Genomic DNA, 19,665 nt, shown 5'->3' with positions numbered 1-19,665 from the left:
CCTCCGGTGGAGAAGTGGCCTCGCCGATCAGCACACAACAGACGCCCGACACGCGGGAGTTGCGCGTCGGGCGTCTGGTGCCGGCCGGGGCGGGGGCTACTCCTGGCGGCCCGTGTAGAAGGCGACGGTCAGGTCCTTGACGAGGGCCTTGCGCTCGTAGTCGTCCAGCTCGACCAGGCCCCGGGAGGTGAGCCGGTGGACCGTGTCGTCCACCGCGTCGACCACCGAACTCAGCACCGCGTCACGGTGCTTGGCGTCGATGGCGGCGACCCGGCGGCGCTGCATCGCGGCGGCGACCTCGGGGGCGTACTCGATCCGGGTGGGCTGGGCCGAGTAGACCTCGATGCCCGCCACCTCGGCGTCGGCCGCCAGCGTCCGGGTGAGGGCGGCGCCGACGGCCTCGGCGTCGCGCAGGGTCGGGGCGTCCTCGTGGAAGGCGTCCGCGGGCAGCTGGGACAGCACCCGGGCCAGGCCGGACTCCACCAGCTCGACCAGGTACGCGGTGTGGTCCTCGACCGCGAAGGCGGCCCGGGCGGTGTCCCGGACCCGCCACACCACGTGCACGACCACCCGCAGGGCCAGGCCGCCCGCGTCGACGGCGGCCAGCGGCTCGCTGCGCCAGTGCCGCAGCCGGACGTCGACCCGGCGGCGGAGCAGCAGCGGGCTGACCCAGACCAGGCCGGTGCGGCGGACGGTACCGCGGTAGCGGCCGAAGAGGGTGAGCACCCAGGCGTGCCCGGTCCGGCCGCGGCCCAGGCCCCCGAAGGCGACCAGCGCGAGCACGCCGAGGGCGGCGAGCGCCGCCCAGTGCGCCCGGCCGGGGGCCGCCGCGGCCACCTGGCCGGTCAGCTCAGCCACCCGCGGCGGGAGCAGGCCCGCCCGGGCGGCCACCAGCCCGCAGCCGGCCAGCGCGGCGACCCCGCCGAGCACCCCGAGCCAGCCGGGCGCGGCCGGACCCCGGCACTCGCCCAGCGCCGGGTCCCCGGCGGGCGCCCGCCGGGCCGGGGCCGCCTGCCCGGCCCTCGGCGCGGCCGGGGCCCGCCGGGCCGCCATGCCGTGGCCGGGCGCGGGGGTGGGCGGCCGCCCGCCCCCGACCCGCGCGGGCGCCACCGGCAGGCTCCCGAACCCGCCGGCCGCGTGCGCCGCGGGACCGTGCCCGCCCTGGTCCCGGAACAACAGGTGCACCGGGATCTCCACCGCCGCCGGCGCCCCGATCACCTGCCGCCCGTGCCCGGGCCCCGGCACGCCGATCCGGGGCATGGCCCGGGTGTCGTCGCCCCCGGTTCGCTCCCGGCCCGGCCCGGCTCCGGCCTGCGCCGCGCCCTGCTCGCCCACCGCCTCCGAGCCGGACCGGGGCACGGGACCTCGGCTCTCCGGCACGGGGTGCGGCCGAGGGTCCGTCGCACCGGCGGCGCCGTGGTCGGCGTCAGCGGGACGGGTCCCGGCCGCCGCGCCGGCCTCGTCGCAGGCGGCGCGGTCCACATCGACGGCCCGGGTCGCCACCGGCGCCGGCACGGCCTCCGCCCCGACCAGCGCCGGCACGCCGTCCGCACCGGAGGTACGGGGTCCGGCCAGTGCGGCGAGCGGGTCGCCGCAGAGCGGGTACGCGGCTTCGTCCTCGGCCGGAGCCGACGGACGGGGGCCGGCGAACGCGGGGAGCGGGTGCGGGGCTTCGTCGTCGGCCGGCTCGGCCGGGGCCGGCGGGCGGGGGCCGGCCAACGCAGGGAGCGGGGCTTCGCCGTGGGGTGGTGCGGCGGGGGGCGTCTCGCCGGTGCGGGCCTCGGGGACCGCGGCTTCGACCGGTTCGGCGGCGGCTGCCGTCCGCAGTCCGGGCGCCAGGCCCACCGCACGGGACACCGCCGCGGCGGGGACGGCCGCGACCGGCAGCCCGGCGCCCCGGCCGTACGTGGTCTCCCCGGCCGGGGGGTCCACCGGCGCCGCCGCCCGGGGCGGTGCCGCTTCGGCGGCCGGCGGAACCGCGGCCGCAGCGGCGCCGGCCCCCTGCTCCGCCCGGCCCCGGGCAGCGTCACGTACCGGGGCGGGCGGTCCCGCCGGACCGGCGACGGCGGTGTCGGGGCCCGCGGGCCGCTCGTCGGCCGAGGCCCCGGCCGACGAGGGGACGCGGGCCCCGGGGGCGGCGTCCGTCCGGTCCCCCGCGGCCGGGGCAGCACTCCCGGCCCGGGCGACCGGCGGCGCCGCGTCTGCGTCGGGGCCCCGGTCGGGCCCCGCGACACCCTCGGCGCAGCCGGCACCGAACCGGTCCGCGCCCGCCCCGGGAGTCGGGGCCGGCCCCGCCGCACGGCCCGCGGCCGCCTCTCCGGCCGGCGGGAGGGCCGCCGTGTCACCGTCGGTGCAGCCGACGGTCTCGACCGGCCCGGCGGGCGCGCAGTCGCCGCCGGCCGCTCCGGTGTCGGCGAGCGGGCCGGCTTCGGCGTCGGCGGCCGACGGGGGTCCTGCGACGGACCCGGGCGCAGGGGCAGACGCAGGCTCGGGCACGGACGCAGACGCCGGATCAGGCACAGGCGCGGGCGCGGGCGCAGGCCCGGGCCCGGACACCGACACCGGTGCGGGGTCGGGCACGGGCGCGGGCCCGGGGTCCGGCAGGGGTGTGGTGGGGTCGGTGGGGAGGAGGCCCCAGGGGTTCGGGGGGTGGGGGGTGGGGTGCATGGTTGCCTCCGTCAGGCGAAGAGCCGTCGCCAGGTTTCCGGGCCGGGGTAGCCGTCGGCCGTCGCGCCGCGCCAGCCCTGGGCGCGTTGGAAGGCCTCGACGTTGCGGCGGTCCGCTTCGCCCCAGCGGGGCCCCGGACCGGACGTGTAGTACGTGCCGAAGCCCTTCTTGATGAGCTGTCGGCCGAGCGCCGTGACGGCCGGGTCGGACCGGCCCGGCCGGAACACCCCCGGCCCCGGGTACGGCACGAGGCTGCGGTCCGCCGCGGCCCCGCCCCCGCCGCCCCCGATCGAGCGGCCCTGACCGGTGACCAGCAGCCGCCAGGTCGCCGGCCCGGGCAGGCCGTCCGCGTCCCGGCCGGTCCAGCCCTGGGCCTTCTGGAAGGCCTGGACCGCACGCCGGTCCGCCTCGCCCCAGCGCGGCCCCGGCCCCTTGGTGTAGAAGGCCCCGGCGCCGCGCGCCACCAGCATCTGTCCCAGCCGGGTGACGTACGCGTTGGCCGCGCCGGGACCGAAGTACCGCGCCCCCGGGTACGCCGTAGCGGGTGCCGGCGCCGGTACGGGCCCCGGCGCGCCCGGGCTCCCCCCGGTGACGCCGTTGTACCGGTAGGGCACGTACTTGGCGGCGTTGGTCCAGTAGCCGTACGGCGTCGCCTGCACGCGCGTGTGCGGCCGGGCCTGTTCGTAGGCCCGGTAGTGCGTGCGGGTGTGGTCCGTCCAGCCGCCGAAGAGCGTGACGTGCGAACCGGCGTTGGGGTCCGCGGGGTTGTGGAAGAGCAGGATGTCCCCCGGCAGCAGCTCGTCCTTGGTGATGCGGGTGGCGAACGTGTCGAGGCTGCCGGTCCACTCGTTCGAGCCGAGGTTCCAGGCCATCGAGACGAAGCCGGAGCAGTCCTGCCGGTACCCGTCCGTCCAGTACTTCGCCATGCTGTACGGCACCTGCGCCGCGACCCAGGCCTTGGCCCGGTTGACGATCGTCGCCCGGTCGATCCGGCGCGCGGTGGCCGGGGCGGCCGGGCCGGCCTTCGCGGCCGCGGGGCCGTGCAGCGGCGCCGGCCCGCCCTGGGGGCTGCCGGGCGCGCCCGCCACCGGCACCGGCCCGCCGTCCCCCGGCCCCGTGAGGGCCGCCGCCCCGCCGCCCCCGCCCAGCACCGCGCCGGCCGCGGTGGCCAGCACCAGCACCCGCCGGGCGCCGTGCGCGCCCGGGTGGCCGCCGTCGCGCGGGGTCAGCGTGCGGGCCGCCCGGCGCCGGTCGGCGCAGCCCGCGCACGGGCAGTCGCGGGGCGGCTCGTACTCCTGGAAGACCGGCGTCAGTATCGGCATCGGGCGGGGCTTCGTCATGCGGTTCCGTCCACTCCCCAGGGGTCGGCAAGCTCGGCCGGCACCTGCCGAGGCGTCAGATCGATTCCGGCCATGACCCATAGTGCACAAGGAACGGACGAATATGGGTTAATCGGACAGCACGGGCGCGGCCTGTCACGAGCACCCTTCGAGGTGGGGTAGAGTTTTCTCTGTCAGCAGGCGCCGCTAGCTCAGTTGGTTAGAGCAGCTGACTCTTAATCAGCGGGTCCGGGGTTCGAGTCCCTGGCGGCGCACGACACGAAGGAAGCCCCTCGCGCAAGCGGGGGGCTTCCTTCGTTCTGCCACGTCACGGTGTGTCGCCGCGGCCGGGTCCGGGCCGGCGGCCCGGTGGCCGTATCCCGCCGCTCCCGCGCCGCCGTGTTGCCAGTTCGCGTGTGGCCCCTAGAGTGACCGGGGACACTTCCCGCACCTCCCGGCCTCCCGCGCCGGCTCCCGGGCTCCTCCCGCGGCCCGGGCGCACCCGCGGTCGAGGACCGGCCCGGCCGGCGGTCCCGGGGAACGGACGCCCGGCCGGGCCGGTGCTGTCACGGCCGCGGACCCGCCGCGGCCGCCCGGCAGGACCGGTCCGCCACGCCGTCCGGCGCGGCTCACCCGCGGCCGCCGACCCCCGTCAGGTACGCCGAGACCACCACGTTCGCCGTGTACTCCCTGGCCTTCCGGTCGTACGTGCCGCCGCAGGTCACCAGCCGCAGCTCGGCGCGCCCGCGCACCCGGGGCCCGTACACCTTCGCGGGGTCGAACCGGTCCTTCTCCACCACCCGCACGTCCTCGACGGTGAACTCCGCGATCACCCCGTCGGCCCGCACCACCCGCACCTTCTCGCCCACCTGCGCCGCGCTCAGCCCGTAGAAGACGGCCGGCTTGGCGCGCGTGTCCACGTGGCCCACCAGCAGCGCCGCCCCGGCCGCCCCGGGGCGGGTGCCGGCGCCGTACCAGCCGACCGTGCCCGGGTTCTCGTACGGGGGCGGGTCGATCGCCCCATCCCGGTCCAGGCCCCGGGGGACGACCGGAGCCTGGACACCTATGGAGGGCAGGTCCACCCGGCGCGGCAGTGCGCCCGCCACCTCGGCGGCCGGCAGCGGCGCGTGCGCCGGGGGCAGTCCGAGGACCAGGGTCGAACCGGCGGCCCCGGTGCCGGCGCCGAGCCGGTCCGGCAGGTCGGTGATCTCCCGGCCCCACAGCCACAGGCCCAGCAGCAGCACCGCCCAGGCGGCCCCGGTCAGCAGCCGGCCGGTGCCCGGCCGGTCCGCCGCCATCAGTCGCCGCTGCGGCGGCGCCGCACCGCCAGCGCCCGGCCCGCCACCGCGAGGGTGGCCGCCGCCGCCAGGACCGCGCCGATCACGCTGTGCGGCATGCCCGGGCCGTCGGCCGGGCCCTCGTGCCGGGTGGGCGCGGCGAGCTGCTTGTCCTCCTTGGCGGCCAGCTCGGCCGCCATCCCGCCGCCGCCCGCGTGCACCGGCCACACCGGGCTGGGGTGGTGGGTGGGCTGGTGGGAGTCGTGGCGGACGACCTGGATGGAGCCGGTGGCCTTGCCGTCGTGGCCGTCACAGGTCACCCGGATGGTGTGCCAGCCGGGCTGGGCGCCGGAGCTGATCATGGCCTCGCCGAAGAGCGGGCTCCCGTCGCCGTCCCGGCCGGACAGGTCCGCCTCCGCCACGAAGACCGCGGACCTCGCGACGCCCCTGGATCCGCGGCAGCCGTTGACCCGCAGTTCGATCTGCGAGCCCGGGGTCGCGGTCGACGGGGTGGCCCAGACCGAGCCGCGGTTCTCCTCGCCGTTGGCCGGCGCGGCGGACGCGGCCGGCGGGGCGGAGACGGCCGAGAGGGCCAGCAGGGCGGCGGCCGCCCCGGTGGCACGGAGAGCGAGAAGAGCAGTGCGCATCATGAACCTCCTGGTAACGGCAGGTTCACGCGCCGTGAGCGGCCGCGCATCCCGGGAAGCGCCTCGCTCGCCCGTACGGGTGCGGTACGCACACCCGACCCGACCAATGCGGACCGGCCCGCACCCCCGGTGGGGGGACGGGCCGGTCGGAAGATCGGCTCGGGCCGGTCCGGTCAGATGCGCTCGACCAGGTCCGCGATCGAGTCCACCGTCTTGGAGGGCCGGTACGGGAACTTGTCGATGTCCTCGCGCGTGGTCAGCCCGGTCAGGACGAGGAAGGTCTGCATGCCCGCCTCCAGGCCCGCCAGCACGTCGGTGTCCATCCGGTCGCCGATCATGGCGCTGGTCTCGGAGTGCGCGCCGATGGCGTTCAGGCCGGTCCGCATCATGAGCGGGTTGGGCTTGCCCGCGAAGTACGGCTTCTTGCCGGTGGCCTTGGTGATCAGCGCGGCCACCGCGCCGGTGGCCGGCAGCGGGCCCTCGGTGCTCGGGCCGGTCTCGTCCGGGTTGGTGCAGATGAAGCGTGCGCCGGCGTTGATCAGCCGGACCGCCTTGGTCATCGCCTCGAAGCTGTACGTCCGGGTCTCGCCCAGCACGACGTAGTCCGGGTCGTGGTCGGTCAGGACGTACCCGATGTCGTGCAGGGCGGTGGTCAGGCCGGCCTCGCCGATGACGTAGGCGGTGCCGCCGGGGCGCTGGTCGTCGAGGAACTTGGCGGTGGCCAGGGCGGAGGTCCAGATGTTCTCCACCGGGACGTCCAGACCCATCCGCTGCAGCCGGGCCTGGAGGTCCCGGGGCGTGTAGATGGAGTTGTTGGTCAGGACGAGGAAGGGCTTGCCGGACTCGCGCAGCCGCTTGATGAAGGTATCGGCGCCCGGGATCGGGGTGCCCTCGTGGATGAGGACCCCGTCCATGTCGGTGAGCCAGGACTCGATCGGCTTGCGCTCTGCCACGGGACGTTCTCCGCTCTGCGGTGGCCTGCTGACCACGGGGTCTGTGTGGTCTCTACCACCCTAACCGGGCCGGGCCGTGGACGCGGCGGGCGTCCACGGCCCGGACGGGCGGGGCCCTCCCGGATCCCGCGGGATCAGCTCAGCGTGACGTCGTCCACCGTCCAGAACCAGTTGTTCGTACCGGCGTACCGGAAGCGGACCTGGACGTCGGTGGCGCCGGCCGGGACCTGGAGGGTCAGCGCCTCGGCGCGGGCGACGGCGTCGGCGGTGTAGCTCTTGACCACGGTCGGCGTGCCGCCGTTGTACGAGACGAGCACCTGGGCGCTCTGGCCGGCTTCGTGGCGGTAGTGGGTGCGGAAGCGCAGGGTCGCGGAGGTGCCGCCGGTCACCGCCCACTTGGGGGTGACGAGGGTGGAGTCGTAGGAGCCGGTGTGGGTCTTGTCGTCCCACTCGTCGGAGTCGGCCACCGCGAAGACGTCACGCGAGCGGACGTTCAGCTCGCGCCACTGGTCGCGCTGGGACTGGGACCAGAACTCGTCGGTGGCGAAGGCCCAGCCGGCCCACTCGGTGACGCCGCCGGTGCCCATCTTCGAGTTGTCCACCGACCAGCCGGCCGGCGGGGTGTGGGTGTAGCCCTTGACCGTGGCGCCGATACCGGTCTCGTCGACCCGGGTCTTGAGGACCGGGCGCAGCGTGTCGAAGGCGTCGGAGTCGGCGGCCGAGAGCGGCAGGCCGTCCACGGCGGTGGTGCCGAGGTGGACCTGGTCCAGGGCGATGGCGGCCACGTCGACCAGTTTGACGTCGTCGCGGACCGAACCGGCCGGGATCCCGGGGCCCTTGGCGAGGACGAAGGTGCCGCGCTCCTGGATCGTGGAGCCGCCGTGGCCGCCCGGGTCGGTGTGCCCGTGGTCGGTGGTGACCAGGACCTTCCAGTTCTCCTGGGCGTAGGTCGGGCGCTGCTCGACGGCGTCCAGGACCTGGCCGACCAGGGCGTCCACGCGAGCGATGGCGTCGAGGTACTGCTGGCTGGCGGCGCCGTAGGAGTGGCCGGCGCCGTCGACCTGGCCGAAGTAGACGAAGGAGGCGTCCGGGTCCTGGTCGCGGAGTTCGGCCGCGGCGGCGGTGGCGATCTTCGGGTCCTCGGTGCCGTAGCCGTCCCGGTCGCCCTTGAGGCCCAGGCGCTTGTCGACCTTGGCGGAGAAGACCGGCCCGCCGGCGTCGCTGGAGGTCAGCGGCTCCCAGTCGGCGGCGGCGTACGTGTTGAGGGAGGGGTCGGCGTTCTCGATGCGGGTGAGGAAGTCCGGGTAGGCCGTGTAGTTCTTGCCGGTGAAGGAGTTGTCCTTCACGCCGTGCTTGTCGGGCCAGACGCCGGTGGCGATGGTGGACCAGCCGGGGCCGGAGGAGGTGGCGGCCATCGGGCTGGCGTACAGGGTGCTGCGGGCGGTCAGGCCCTGGCTCATCAGGCCCTTGAGGCGGGGGGCGTTGGCGGCCTTGAGGCGGTCCAGGACCACCCCGTCGATGCCGATGACCAGGACCTTGTCGGTGTGCGCGGTGGCCTGGGCGGCGGCCGCGGCCTCCGCGGCGGCCCGGCCGGAGGGGGTCGGGACGGGGGCGGCGTGGACGGTGGCCGCGGCGAGGGCGGTGGCCAGGACCGTGGCGGTGGCGGCCACGGCGAGGGTGCGTCCGAGCAGGACGGTCTGCACGTACTCCTCCAGGAGCAGGTCAGGGGGTGCAGGGAGGGGGGAGGTGCGGGCGGGCCGGACCGAGGAGGGCTCCGGGAGAGCCCGCTCGGTCCAGACCTGTTATCCAATCGTCATTCTTCCCGTCGAGGGTGACGGGCGGGTGACAGGTCAGCTGCCGGTGGCGGACTTCCACGCGTCGACGTACGTGGTGAGGTTCTTGTCGATGTCGGCCCAGTCCGGCTCGAAGACCTCCACCCCGCCCATCAGCTTGGTGAGTTCGACGGCGTTGGCGTCGGTGGGCTTGACGTCGGAGCGGGCCGGGAAGCCGCCGCCGACCGAACTGACCAGCTTCTGGGCCTCCTCGCTGAGGAGGTAGTCGAGGAGCTTCTTGCCGTTCTCGCTGTGCGGGCCCTTGGCGGTGAGGCCGGCCGCGTACGGGAGGGCGAAGGTGGTGGGCTTGCCGCCGGCCTTGGCGGGGAACCAGATGCCCAGGTTCGGCATGGACTTGGACTGGGCGAAGTTCATCTGCACGTCGCCGTTGGCGACCAGGATCTCGCCCTTGTCGGTCTTGGGCGCGAGCTTGCTGGTGGAGGAGGACGGGCCGACGTTGTTGGCCTGGAGCTTCTTCAGGTAGTCCAGCGCGGGCTGCTGTCCGCCGAAGTCGTGCATGGCCTTGACGAGCACGGCCGTGCCGTCGCCCGCGACGCCGGGCGTGGAGTACTGCAGCTTGCCCTTGAACTTCCCGTCCAGCAGCTCCTCCCAGGTCTTCGGCGCCTGGGCCAGCTCCTTCTTGTTGTAGACGAAGCCGAAGTAGTTGTTGACCACCGAGGTCCAGCTGCCGTCGGCCGCCTTGTCGCCGCCGTTGACCTGGTCGGAGCCCTGCGGGCGGTAGGCCTGGAGCAGGCCCTTGCCGGCCGCCTGCTGGATGAAGGGCGGCAGGGTGACGAGCACGTCGGCCTGGGTGTTGGACTTCTCGCGAACGGCGCGCTGCACCATCTCGCCGGAGCCGCCCTCGACGTACTTGACCTCGATGCCGGTCTTCTTGGTGAAGGCGGCGAAGACCTTGTCGTACCAGCCGTCGCCGTTCTCGCCCTTGAGGCCGTCGGCGCTGTAGACGGTGACGGTCTTGGCGCCGTCGCCGGAGTCGGAGGAGGAGTCGCAGGCGGTCAGGGCGGCGGCGAGGACGAGGCCGCCGGTGGCGGCGGCGCAGGCGCGCAGGAGGTGGTGGCGGGACATGACGGTTCGGTTCTCCTCGGGGAGGGGCGGGGTGTGCGCGGGCGTACGGGGACGGTCGTACGAGGGGGTGCGGCGCGGGGGGTGGAGTACGGGGGCGGGCGGGTGCCCGGGGTTCAGCGGTACGAGGCCCGGGTGCGGACCCGCGAGACGGCGAGCAGCACCAGCAGGGTGGTGGCCATCAGCACCACGGCGACGGCCGAGCCGCTGAAGAGCGAACCGCGGTCGGTGGCGGTGAAGATGCGCACCGGCAGCGGCAGCCAGTCCGGCGGGTAGAGCATCATCGTGGCGCTCAACTCGCCCATCGACAGGGCGAAGCAGAGTCCGGCGGCGGCGGTCAGGGAGGGCAGCAGGAGCGGCAGCCGGACCCGCCACAGCACGTACGAGGGGCGGGCGCCCAGGCTCGCCGCGGCCTGTTCGTAGACCGGGTCCAGGCGGCGGATGGCGGCCGAGACCGACTGGTGGGCGAAGGCCGTGACCAGGATGGTGTGGGCCAGGACCACGATCGTGCTGGTGCCGTTGAGCAGCAGCGGGGGCTTGCTGAAGGCGACGAGCACGGCGAGGCCGACGACCACCGAGGGCACCGCCACCGGCAGCATGAACAGCGCGTCGAGCACCCGCCGGGCGCGGCGGCCCAGCGCGGCCCCGGCCAGGGCGGCCCAGGTGCCGGCGGTCAGGGCCAGCAGGCTGGCGGTCACCGCCGTGACCAGGCTGGTGACCAGGGCTTCGAGGGATTCGCCCTGGACGGCGGCGGCGTAGTGGGCGGTGGTCGGGCCGGAGGGGAAGGCCCCGGACCAGTGGGTGGCGAAGGAGGCCGCCACGACCACCAGCAGCGGGAGGGCGAAGAGCGGGAGGAAGAGGACGGCGAAGAAGGCCCAGGCGGCCCAGCGGCCGGCCCTGCTATGCACCAGCACGCTTGCTCACCACCCGGTAGAGGCCGTACAGGCCGACGGAGATCGCGATGTTGACCACGGCGACCACGCAGGCGGCCGGGTAGTCGGATTCGAGGATGGCCTTGCCGTAGACCAGCATCGGCAGGGTGGTGACGCCCTTGGCGCCGGTGAAGAGCACGATGCCGAACTCGTTGAGGCACATCACCAGGACGAGGCTGCCGCCCGCGGCGAGGGCCGGCAGCGCCTCCGGCAGGATCACCTGCCGGACCACCCGGCCGGGCCGGGCGCCGAGGCTCGCGGCCACCTCCAACTGCGCGGTCTCCAGCTGGGAGAAGGCGGCGAGCAGCGGGCGCATCACGAAGGGCGTGAAGTACGTGATCTCCGCGAGCAGCACGCCCCAGGGCGTGGTCAGGAAGTGGAAGGGCCCCTCGGAGGCGCCGGTGGCCCCGGTCCACAGGCCGTTGGCCATGCCGACGGTCCCGTAGATGAAGAGGAGGGCGAGGGTGATGAGGAAGGAGGGGAAGGAGAGGAAGACGTCGATGAACTTGGCCACCGCCCGCGCCCCGGGGAACGGCACGAAGGCGATGACCAGCGCGAGCGCGAAGCCCAGCAGCAGGCAGCCGACGGTGGCGCCGAGCGCGAGGGTGACCGTGGTGCCCAGCGCCTCGCGGAAGGAGTCGGCGGCGAAGACCCGGGTGTAGGCGGCGAGGGCCCCGCCGCTCTCGGGCTCGAAGGACTGCCGGACCACCAGCGCCAGCGGGTAGAGGAAGGCCAGGGCGAGCACGGCCACCGGGGGCAGCGCCCACACCCAGCGCGGCAGCGCGCGGGGGGCGGCGGGGGCCTCGGCGCCGGGGGTGCCGGGCTGCGCCGTCCCCGGCTCCGCGTCCCCGGCACCGGCCGCTCCGGGGGCGCCGGTCCGGGCCGTCGTGGCGAGCTCAGCCATCGCCGGCCCCCGCGGCCAGCAGGACCGCGTCCTGCGGGGCGAAGTGCAGGGTGACCTCGTCGCCCAGGGCCGGCGTCTCGCGCAGCTCGGGCAGCTCCGCCGTGACCCGGTGGCCGTCCACGTCGACGTACAGCCGGTGGGTGGAGCCGCGCCACTGGACCTCGGTGATCTTGCCGCGCAGGGCGTTGGGGCCCTCCCCCAGGCCCAGGACGTGCGGGCGCACGCACAGCGTCGCCCCGGCGCCCGGGGCGGCCCGGCCGGTGTCCAGCACCAGCTCCCGCCCGGCGAACCGGACGCCGTCCTCGGCCACGCTGACCGGCAGCAGGTTCGCCTGGCCGACGAAGGAGGCGGTGAACTCGGTGCTCGGGCGCCGGTACAGGTCCTGCGGGGTGCCGCAGTCCTGGAGCCGGGCCCGGTCCATCACGGCGATCCGGTCGGCCAGGGTCAGCGCCTCGACCTGGTCGTGGGTGACGTAAAGGATCGACACCTCCGGCAACTCGCGGTGCAGCCGTGCCAGTTCGGCCAGCATCCCGGAGCGCAGGGTGGCGTCCAGCGCGGACAGCGGCTCGTCCAGCAGCAGGACGCCCGGCCGGATCGCCAGGGCGCGGGCGATGGCCACCCGCTGCTGCTGGCCGCCGGAGAGCTCGCGCGGGTAGCGCCCGGCGTACGCGGCCATGCCGGTGAGCTCGAGGACTTCCGCGACCCGGGCCGGGATCCCGGCCTTGGGGGCCTTCTGGGCGCGCAGCCCGAAGGCGACGTTCTCCGCCACCTTCAGGTGCGGGAAGAGGGCGTACTGCTGGACCACCATGCCGATGCCCCGGCGGTGCGGCGGCAGGTCGGTGACGTCCCGGCCGCCGATCAGCACCCGGCCGGCGACCGGGCGGACGAAGCCGGCGACCGCGCGCAGGGCGGTGGTCTTGCCCGAGCCGGAGGGGCCGAGCAGGGCCATCACCTCGCCCGGTTCGACGGTCAGGTCGAGGGAGTCCAGGACGGTGTTGCCGTGGTAGGCGACCGAGACCGAGTCGAAGCGGATGCCGGTCACGGGGCGGCCCCCGGCTCGGGGGCCGCGTCCTCGTCCAACCGGGCGAGGAGGGCGGGGAGTTCGGCGACCGAGGCCAGGACGTGGGTGGCACCGTGCGCCTGGAGGGCGGCCCGGTCGTGCGCGCCGGTGAGCACGCCGGCCACCACGCCCGCGCCGGAGCGGACGCCGCTGAGCATGTCGTAGGCCGTGTCACCGGCCACCGCGACCTCCCGGACCCCGGCCACCGCACCGGTCCGCAGGAACGCGGCCAGCACCATGTCGGGGTAGGGGCGGCCGCGGCCGCCGGCGTCCGCCGGGCAGAGGGTGAGCTCCACCAGGTCCTGCCAGCCGAGGGCGGCCAGGATCGCGTCCTGGGTGACCCGGGCGAAGCCGGTGGTCAGGACCACCGTGCGGCCCTGCGCCCGCAGCTCCTCGATCGCCTCGCGGGCACCGGGCAGCGGGGCGACCAGACCCCCGTCGACCAGCTCCCCGTACGCCTGCTCGAAGGCGGAGTTGGCGCGCCGGGCGGCTTCCTCGGTGCCGAAGAGGTGCCGGAAGACGGAGATCTTCGACTCGCCCATCGTGTCGCGCACGTACTGGAGCTTGGCGGCGTGGTCGGCGGAGCCGGGCTCGACGCCCAGGTGGACGGCGGCCCGCTCGAAGGCCTGCTCGACCAGGCCGCCGTCGGCGACGGTGGTGCCGGCCATGTCGAGCACCACGAGGCGGTGCGCCGCGCCGGAAGTCGGCTGCTGCTGAGGGGAGTTGCTGTCGGCCATGTGGTTCACCAACCCAGTTCGTTCGCGGTGGTCTCGGCGATCGCCGGGGAGCAGGTCATGCCCCGGCCGCCGGGCCCGGTCACCAGCCAGACGTCCTCGCGGACCTCCTGGCGGTGCACGACCCGGCTGGTGTCGGTGCACTGCGCGTACACCCCGGCCCAGCGCCGGCGGATGCGCGGCAGCGGCCGGCCCAGGAAGCCCTCGACGACCTCGGCGAGGTGGTCGTACGGGTCTTCGAGGGTGTCGAAGGCGAAGGGGTGCTCGTACTCGTGGGTGTCGCCGACGGTCAGCCCACCGTCCCGGCGCTGGACCATGAGCAGCTGCATCGCATTCTCGGCGGCCACCGGGGCCTGCGCCTGGCCGGCATTGAGCTCGTCCAGGGCCGGCCCGCGGTAGGCGGGGTAGTAGCGGAAGCTGTCGGCGTCCGCGACGGAGGTGGTGAGCGGTTCGCCGAGCGGATCGGTCTGCATCATCTGGAGCCGGACCCGGCGCACCGGCAGGTCCGGGGCCAGCTCGCGGACCAGGCCGCCGAGCCAGGCGCCGGTGCACAGCACGACCACGTCACCGGTGTGGACGTCGCCGTGGTCGTCCCGGACGGCCGGGCCGGCCAGCACCTCGCGGACCTCCCGGCCGGGCCGGAAGGTGTACCGGCTGTCGGCCAGCAGCGCCTCGCGCAGGGCGAGTTGGGCGGTCCGGGGCTCGACTGCCGCGTCCCGCTCGCACCACAGGGCGGCGGTGAAGGCGCCGCGCAGGGCCGGGTTGACCTCGCGCGCCTCGGCCGGCGTCAGCAGCTTGTAGCCGCGGGCGGCGGCGTCCTCGCGCCCCAACGCCGCCTCGGCGACGGCCAGTTCGCGGTCGTTGCGGACCAGGGTCAGGGATCCGTTGGCGCGGAACCCCAGACCGGGGACGGCGGCCCCGATGCCCTCCCACAACTCCCGGGCCCGCAGGGCGGTTTCCAGCTCCGCCCCACCGGCCCGGCCACTGACCCAGATCTGGCCGAAGTTGCGCAACGAGGCGCCGCGGGCCTCGGCCTCGCGCTCGATCTGTACGACCTCGTGGCCGCGCTGAATTGCTTGCCAGGCGTGCATGGTGCCGACCACGCCGCCTCCGACGACTATGACTCTCACGCCGCACACGCTCCCGCCGGGGCGTGGACCGGGAGGGTCCGGCCGGCGACCGGACGGTGAACAGCCCCTCAAGCTTGGACTAGACCCGTTATCGTTCTGTGATATCGAGGGGGTGATGTGGGGTGGTCTGGGGCGGTTTTCCGCGGGCCGGCCCCGGGCCCCGGGTGAACGGGGGCGGGGACGGGGCTATCCCGGGCTGAGGTGGGTGGTGAAGCTGAAGCGGTCGCCCCGGTAGAGCGAGCGGACCCGCTCCAGCGGGCGGCCGTCCTGGTCGCGCGAGAAGCGGTGGATGAGCAGCATCGGCAGGGCCGGCGGCGTACCGATCAGCAGGGCCTCGCGCGGGGTGGCGAGCACCGTCTCCAGCTTCTCGTCGGCGTCCCCGAAGGAGATCCCCAGCCGCTCGCGCAGGTAGCCGTAGAAGGACGAGTCCGGCTCGAACTCCCGGTCCAGGTCCGGCACTCGGGCGACCCGGATGTACGTGGACTCCAGGCCGACCCGCTCGTCGTCGGCGAGCAGGACCCGCTCCAGGTGCCAGACCGGCTCGCCCGCCTCGGCACCGATGCCGGGGGCCAGATCGGGCGGGCAGGGGAAGGTGTCCAGGCCGATCAGGGTCCGGCCGGGGCGGCGGCCCTGGCGGCGCACGCCCTCGGTGTAGCTGGCCAGGGAGAGCGGCTGCTCCAGCTTGGGCCCGGCGACGACGGTGCCCCGGCCGTGCCGCCGCAGCCGGCCTTCCAGGAGCAGTTCGCGCAGGGCCTGGCGTACGGTCTCCCGGGCCACCTCGTAGCGCAGCGCCAGGTCGCGCTCGGTGGGCAGCAGCCCGCCCTCGCCGAGTTCGTCGATCAGCGCGGCGAGCTGCGCCTTGACGGCGTAGTACTTGGGGATGCGGCCGTGCTCCGGGATGCCGGAGCGGACGGGCGAGCCGGGACTGTGCTGGGTCGGTTCCACCCCGTGACCCTACGGGCGGTCAGCTGCGGCGCAGGCGGCGGGCCAGCAGGAGCAGGGCCCCGCCGGCCCCGACGAAGACGGAGGCCGCGGCTCCGAGCGCGGCCGACCGGGCGGTGGTCAAGGCCCCGCCGTCCGCGTGCCCGCTGCCGGTGTGGGCGAGGGAGCCGGCAGCCCCGGGCTCTGCCGGCTCCTCGGGACCCTCGACGGAGAAGCGGTACCGGCCGCTCTCGCCGACCCAGTCGCCGTCCCCGCCCTTGCGCTGCACGAGGGCGGCGTCGGCCACCACCTCGCCGGGGGCGGTGCCGGGGGCGAAGGCGAGCCGGACGGTGACGGTGAGAGTGCCGCCGGGGGCGAGGGTGAAGCCGGGGAAGGGCTCCCCCGCGCCGCCGTCGAAGACCGCGATGACCTCGTCCTGGTCGGACTCCTCGAGGCTGACGGGCCGGCCGGCGCCCTTCCCGTCGAGGAAGTCCATCCGGACCTGGCCGGGCTTGAGGGCGTGGTCCTGGTCGGCGAAGACCACGACCGGGTGCACGGCCCGGCACTCGTGCGCGGAGGTGTTGGTGAGGTCCAGGTACCAGGTCTGCGGCCCGCCGCCACTGCGGTAGACCGCGGGCCCGCCCCGGATCCGCGCCCCGATCGGAAACTCCGCGCTCTTCCCGTCCCCGCACTCCGGCCGGATCCGCGAAGGCAACGCCGGCGCCGGCTTGGCCCCACCCCCGGTCCCGACGTCCCGAAACCGCGCGGGGGCGGACAGGGCGCGGGCGCGGGGTGGTACGAGGGGCAGGGCGCGGGCGCCGGACGGTACGAGGGACAGGGCGCGGGCGCCGGATGCTGCGACGGGCAGGGCTCCCGTGCCGGGCCCGGCCGCGGGCAGGGCGCCGCCCAGGGCCGGGGCGGCGGCGGGCGCGGGGGCATGCGGGGCGGCGACGGCGGCCGGGGCAACGCCGATCGCCGTGAGTGCGACGGACGTGGCCAGGGCGTTCCGCATGCGCATGAGGGACCTTCCCCTGCTCGCCGGACGATGGTCTGACCAGGTGACTATCACCCAGCCCTGACGGGAACCCTGCCACGCCCGCCCCCGAGCCCCGCACCCCCCCACGCCGCCGAAGCCACCCGAAGCCCTCGAATGGCGGAGGCGGGGCGGCCCCCACCAGCCCCGCCGGCGATTGAGGCGCGGGGCCCGGGGCAGCGCCCCGAAACCTGGGCCCACCCACCCTTCACGTCCCGCCGAGGCGGGGACCCGCCCATCCAGCCCCGCCGGCGATTGAGGCGCGGGGCCCGGGGCAGCGCCCCGAAACCTGGGCCCACCCACGCTTCACGCCGCCGAGGCAGCGGCAAGGCGGTCAGAGCGGGCCGAGCAGCCGGCGGGGGCCGAAGAGCGGACCCAGCACCAGCTCGGCGGCCCCGCGCGGCACCGCATCGGACGGCGCCAGAGCGACCGTCGGGGCGTACGCCCCCAGGGCCCGCTCGGCGAGCACCACCCCGCAGCCCCCTACGAAGGCACCCGGTTCGGCGGCCACCACCCGACCCCCCAGCACCACCCGGTCCAGGTCGAGCAGCGCGACCAGGTTCGCCGCCGCCGTCCCCAGCAGGCGCGCGGCCTCCGCGGGCTCACCACGCCCCACCGCCGCCAGGCACAGCACCTCGACGCACCCGCGGGCCCCACAGGCACAGACCGGCCCGTCCAACTGCACCACCTGGTGCCCGAACTCCCCGGCCCCGGTCCGCGCCCCCCGACGCACCACCCCGTCCAACACCAGCCCGGCCCCCAGCCCCGTCCCGACGTGCAGGTACGCGAACGACCCGGGGCCGGGGGCACCGGTGGCAGCAGAGGTACCGGCAGTGCCGTCCGCAGGAGTACGGGCGGGGCCAGCGGAGCCGGCCGCACCGGCCGCCCCGAGGACCCCCAGCGCCCCCGCGTTGGTGTCCTTGTCAAGGACGACCGGCACCGCACCGACGGCCGGCTCCCGGCCCAACCGCGCCGCCAGCGCGTCCCGCAGCGGCACGCCCTCCCACTCGGGGAACCCGGTGACCCGCCCCAGCACCCCCGCCAGATGATCCAACGGCCCCGGCACCGCCACCCCCACCCCCAGCAACCGCGGGCCGGCCCCACGCACCAGGGCGACCACCGCCCGGGCCGCCACCTCCAGCACCGCCGCCGGCCCCGCACCCAGGTCCAGCGGGCCGGCGCGGCGGGCGGTCACCCGGCCCGAGAGGTCCACCCGTACGGCCAGGAACTCGTCCCGGTCCAGGTGCAGCCCCACCGCGTACCCGGCCTCCGGCACCAGCCGCAGCACGGTGGCCGGCTTGCCGCCGGTGGAGGCCCGGCGGCCGGCCTCGGCCGCCAGCCCGGCCGCCCGCAGCCGTGCCGTGATCTTGCTGACGGCCTGCGGGGTCAGCCCGGTACGCCCGGCCAGCTCACCCCGGCTGATCCCCGCCGCCCCGGCCTCCCGGAGCAGCCCGAGCACCAGCGCGTCGTTGTGCCCGCGCAGGGCCGCCAGCCCCACCCCGCCCCCGGCACCGACGGCACCAGCAGCCGATCCAGCCGCACCGGCACCCGCCCCGGTACCGGTACCGGTACCGGTACCGGTACCGACGCCATCCCCGGCAACCTCACTCACCGCACCACACCGCCCACCAAACCCACGAAACCCACCACACGCACCACGGGAGACACACCCACCACGGAAGCCACACCCACTCGGGGGGCCACATCCACCACTGAGGGCATTCTCCCCCCTCCTTGCACTTCAGCAACAGCGTTGCTTAAGTAGAACCATGACGACCCCCACGCCCCCCTCCCCGCTCCGCGTCGCCGTGATCGGCTACGGACTGGCCGGTTCCGTCTTCCACGCCCCGCTCGTGGCCTCGACCGAGGGGCTGGTCCTCGACACGGTCGTCACCGGCAACCCCGAGCGGCAGGCCCAGGCCCGCGAGGCCTACCCGGACGTACGGATCCTGGCCACGCCCGAGGACCTGCTCGGCGACCCCGCCGCGCACGCCGGGCTGGACCTGGTGGTGATCGCCACCCCCAACAAGACGCACGTCCCGCTGGCCACCGCCGCGCTGGAGGCCGGCCTGCCGGTGGTGGTCGACAAGCCGCTCGCCGCCACCGCCGCCGAGGCACGGGCGCTGGCCGCGCTCGCCGAGGAGCGGGGCCTGCTGCTGTCCGTCTTCCAGAACCGCCGGTGGGACAACGACTTCCTGACCCTGCGGGCGCTGATCGAGGCCGGGGAACTGGGCGAGGTCCAGCGCTTCGAGTCGCGGTACGAGCGCTGGCGGCCCCAGCTCAAGGGCGGCTGGCGGGAGTCCGGCGCGCCGGAGGAGGTCGGCGGCCTGCTGTACGACCTCGGCAGCCACCTGGTGGACCAGGCGCTGGTGCTCTTCGGGCCGGTCGTACGCGTCTACGCCGAGTCCGACGCGCGGCGGGCGGGCGCGGAGACGGACGACGACACGTTCATCGCCCTGACGCACGCCGGCGGGGTCCGCTCACACCTGTGGGTGAGCGCCACCGCCGCCCAGCTCGGTCCGCGCATGCGGGTGCTCGGCTCCGGGTCGGGGTACGTGAAGTACGGCCTGGACCCCCAGGAGGCGGCGCTGCGTGAAGGGCGGCGTCCGGGGGACGGTACGCCGTGGGGGACCGAGGCGGAGTCCCTGTGGGGTCGGCTCGGGGCGGGCGAGTCCCCGCTGACCGGTGGCGGGCTGCCGGTGCCGACCCGGCCCGGCGACTACCCGGCCTACTACGCGGGCGTGGCCCGCGCCCTGCGCGAAGGCACCGCCCCGCCGGTCACGGCCGCCGAAGCCGCCGCCTGCCTCACCATCCTCGAAGCCGCCCGCCACTCCACCAAAACCGGCACCACCATCACCCTCCCCTAACCCGACCCCGGCCCGGGCCCCGGCGACACCTCCCGCCAGCCGGAGCCATTCCAGCCCCGCCAGCGCCGGAGCCATTCCAGCCCCGCCGGCGATTGAGGCGCGGGGCCCGGGGCAGCGCCCCGAAACCTGGGCCCGGCCCACCCTTTGCGTCCCGGGCTGCCGGGGACCCCTCCCGCTCCGCCGGAGAGTGGCATTCCAGCCCCGCCGGCGTTTGAGGCGCGGGGCCCGGGCCCGGCCGCTGCGCGGAGCCAGCCCCCCCCCCCCCCCAACCCCAAACCGGGGGGCCCCCCCCCCCCCCCCCCCCAC

16 protein-coding genes and 1 tRNA gene are annotated in these 19,665 nt (G+C 75.8%); 2 read left to right on the top strand and 15 right to left on the bottom strand.

The genetic code is table 11. The annotated features are described in order from the left end of the window. Positions 1 to 96: 96 nt before the first annotated feature. Positions 97 to 2,496 carry an SPFH domain-containing protein gene (locus AB0O40_RS28365; RefSeq protein WP_365047630.1) on the bottom strand — a complete coding sequence of 800 codons (2,400 nt, stop codon included), beginning with the start codon at positions 2,494 to 2,496 and terminating at the stop codon, positions 97 to 99. Positions 2,497 to 2,678: 182 nt separating this feature from the next. Continuing rightward, complete coding sequence (locus tag AB0O40_RS28360) at positions 2,679 to 3,983, bottom strand: peptidoglycan-binding protein (protein ID WP_365047667.1); 1,305 nt, start codon at positions 3,981 to 3,983, stop codon at positions 2,679 to 2,681. A gap of 204 nt (positions 3,984 to 4,187) precedes the next feature. Here AB0O40_RS28360 and AB0O40_RS28355 point away from each other — a divergent pair. Continuing rightward, positions 4,188 to 4,261 (top strand) — tRNA-Lys (locus tag AB0O40_RS28355). A gap of 354 nt (positions 4,262 to 4,615) precedes the next feature. On the opposite strand, the gene AB0O40_RS28350 is transcribed toward AB0O40_RS28355, so the two are convergent. The 13 genes from AB0O40_RS28350 to AB0O40_RS28290 all read right to left on the bottom strand — a co-directional run bounded on the left by AB0O40_RS28350 (position 4,616) and on the right by AB0O40_RS28290 (position 17,990). Further along, entirely contained in the window at positions 4,616 to 5,287 is a 672-nt protein-coding gene (locus AB0O40_RS28350; protein WP_365047664.1) for a class F sortase, read from the bottom strand. Continuing rightward, on the bottom strand, positions 5,284 to 5,910 hold the full coding sequence (locus AB0O40_RS28345; RefSeq protein ID WP_365047627.1) for a hypothetical protein: 627 nt from the start codon (positions 5,908 to 5,910) through the stop codon (positions 5,284 to 5,286). The genes AB0O40_RS28350 and AB0O40_RS28345 overlap by 4 nt, the downstream gene beginning before the upstream one ends. Positions 5,911 to 6,083: 173 nt before the next feature. After that, complete coding sequence (locus AB0O40_RS28340) at positions 6,084 to 6,863, bottom strand: HAD-IIA family hydrolase (RefSeq protein ID WP_365047624.1); 780 nt, start codon at positions 6,861 to 6,863, stop codon at positions 6,084 to 6,086. Positions 6,864 to 6,997: 134 nt separating this feature from the next. Next, the gene (locus tag AB0O40_RS28335) at positions 6,998 to 8,566 is read right to left on the bottom strand and encodes an alkaline phosphatase family protein (RefSeq protein ID WP_365047622.1); all 1,569 of its coding nucleotides are present in this window, start codon (positions 8,564 to 8,566) and stop codon (positions 6,998 to 7,000) included. A 147-nt stretch (positions 8,567 to 8,713) separates the two neighbouring features. Next, complete coding sequence (locus AB0O40_RS28330; RefSeq protein WP_365047619.1) at positions 8,714 to 9,781, bottom strand: 2-aminoethylphosphonate ABC transporter substrate-binding protein; 1,068 nt, start codon at positions 9,779 to 9,781, stop codon at positions 8,714 to 8,716. Positions 9,782 to 9,894: 113 nt separating this feature from the next. After that, entirely contained in the window at positions 9,895 to 10,692 is a 798-nt protein-coding gene (locus AB0O40_RS28325; protein WP_365047616.1) for an ABC transporter permease subunit, read from the bottom strand. Then, on the bottom strand, positions 10,679 to 11,614 hold the full coding sequence (locus AB0O40_RS28320) for a 2-aminoethylphosphonate ABC transporter permease subunit (RefSeq protein ID WP_365047613.1): 936 nt from the start codon (positions 11,612 to 11,614) through the stop codon (positions 10,679 to 10,681). The genes AB0O40_RS28325 and AB0O40_RS28320 overlap by 14 nt, the downstream gene beginning before the upstream one ends. Then, positions 11,607 to 12,656, bottom strand: a complete 1,050-nt coding sequence (locus AB0O40_RS28315) for an ABC transporter ATP-binding protein (RefSeq protein ID WP_365047611.1) — start codon at positions 12,654 to 12,656, stop codon at positions 11,607 to 11,609. The genes AB0O40_RS28320 and AB0O40_RS28315 overlap by 8 nt, the downstream gene beginning before the upstream one ends. Further along, on the bottom strand, positions 12,653 to 13,411 hold the full coding sequence (locus tag AB0O40_RS28310) for a phosphonatase-like hydrolase (protein WP_365047609.1): 759 nt from the start codon (positions 13,409 to 13,411) through the stop codon (positions 12,653 to 12,655). The genes AB0O40_RS28315 and AB0O40_RS28310 overlap by 4 nt, the downstream gene beginning before the upstream one ends. Positions 13,412 to 13,416: 5 nt before the next feature. Continuing rightward, entirely contained in the window at positions 13,417 to 14,538 is a 1,122-nt protein-coding gene (locus tag AB0O40_RS28305) for a TIGR03364 family FAD-dependent oxidoreductase (protein ID WP_365047606.1), read from the bottom strand. A gap of 186 nt (positions 14,539 to 14,724) precedes the next feature. After that, complete coding sequence (locus tag AB0O40_RS28300) at positions 14,725 to 15,483, bottom strand: GntR family transcriptional regulator (RefSeq protein WP_365047603.1); 759 nt, start codon at positions 15,481 to 15,483, stop codon at positions 14,725 to 14,727. Between the two features lie 19 nt (positions 15,484 to 15,502). Then, entirely contained in the window at positions 15,503 to 16,477 is a 975-nt protein-coding gene (locus tag AB0O40_RS28295) for a hypothetical protein (RefSeq protein WP_365047600.1), read from the bottom strand. Positions 16,478 to 16,826: 349 nt separating this feature from the next. Continuing rightward, positions 16,827 to 17,990 carry an ROK family protein gene (locus AB0O40_RS28290; protein WP_365047597.1) on the bottom strand — a complete coding sequence of 388 codons (1,164 nt, stop codon included), beginning with the start codon at positions 17,988 to 17,990 and terminating at the stop codon, positions 16,827 to 16,829. 271 nt (positions 17,991 to 18,261) lie between these two features. On the opposite strand from AB0O40_RS28290, the gene AB0O40_RS28285 reads away from it, so the two are divergent. Continuing rightward, on the top strand, positions 18,262 to 19,359 hold the full coding sequence (locus AB0O40_RS28285; protein WP_365047594.1) for a Gfo/Idh/MocA family oxidoreductase: 1,098 nt from the start codon (positions 18,262 to 18,264) through the stop codon (positions 19,357 to 19,359). Positions 19,360 to 19,665 lie beyond the last annotated feature (306 nt).

The sequence above is a fragment of the Streptomyces sp. NPDC089919 genome, assembly GCF_040684615.1.
Lineage (GTDB): Bacteria > Actinomycetota > Actinomycetes > Streptomycetales > Streptomycetaceae > Streptomyces.
The sequence above is the reverse complement of the archived record's forward strand: the minus strand, read 5'-3'. Positions and strand labels throughout refer to the sequence as shown.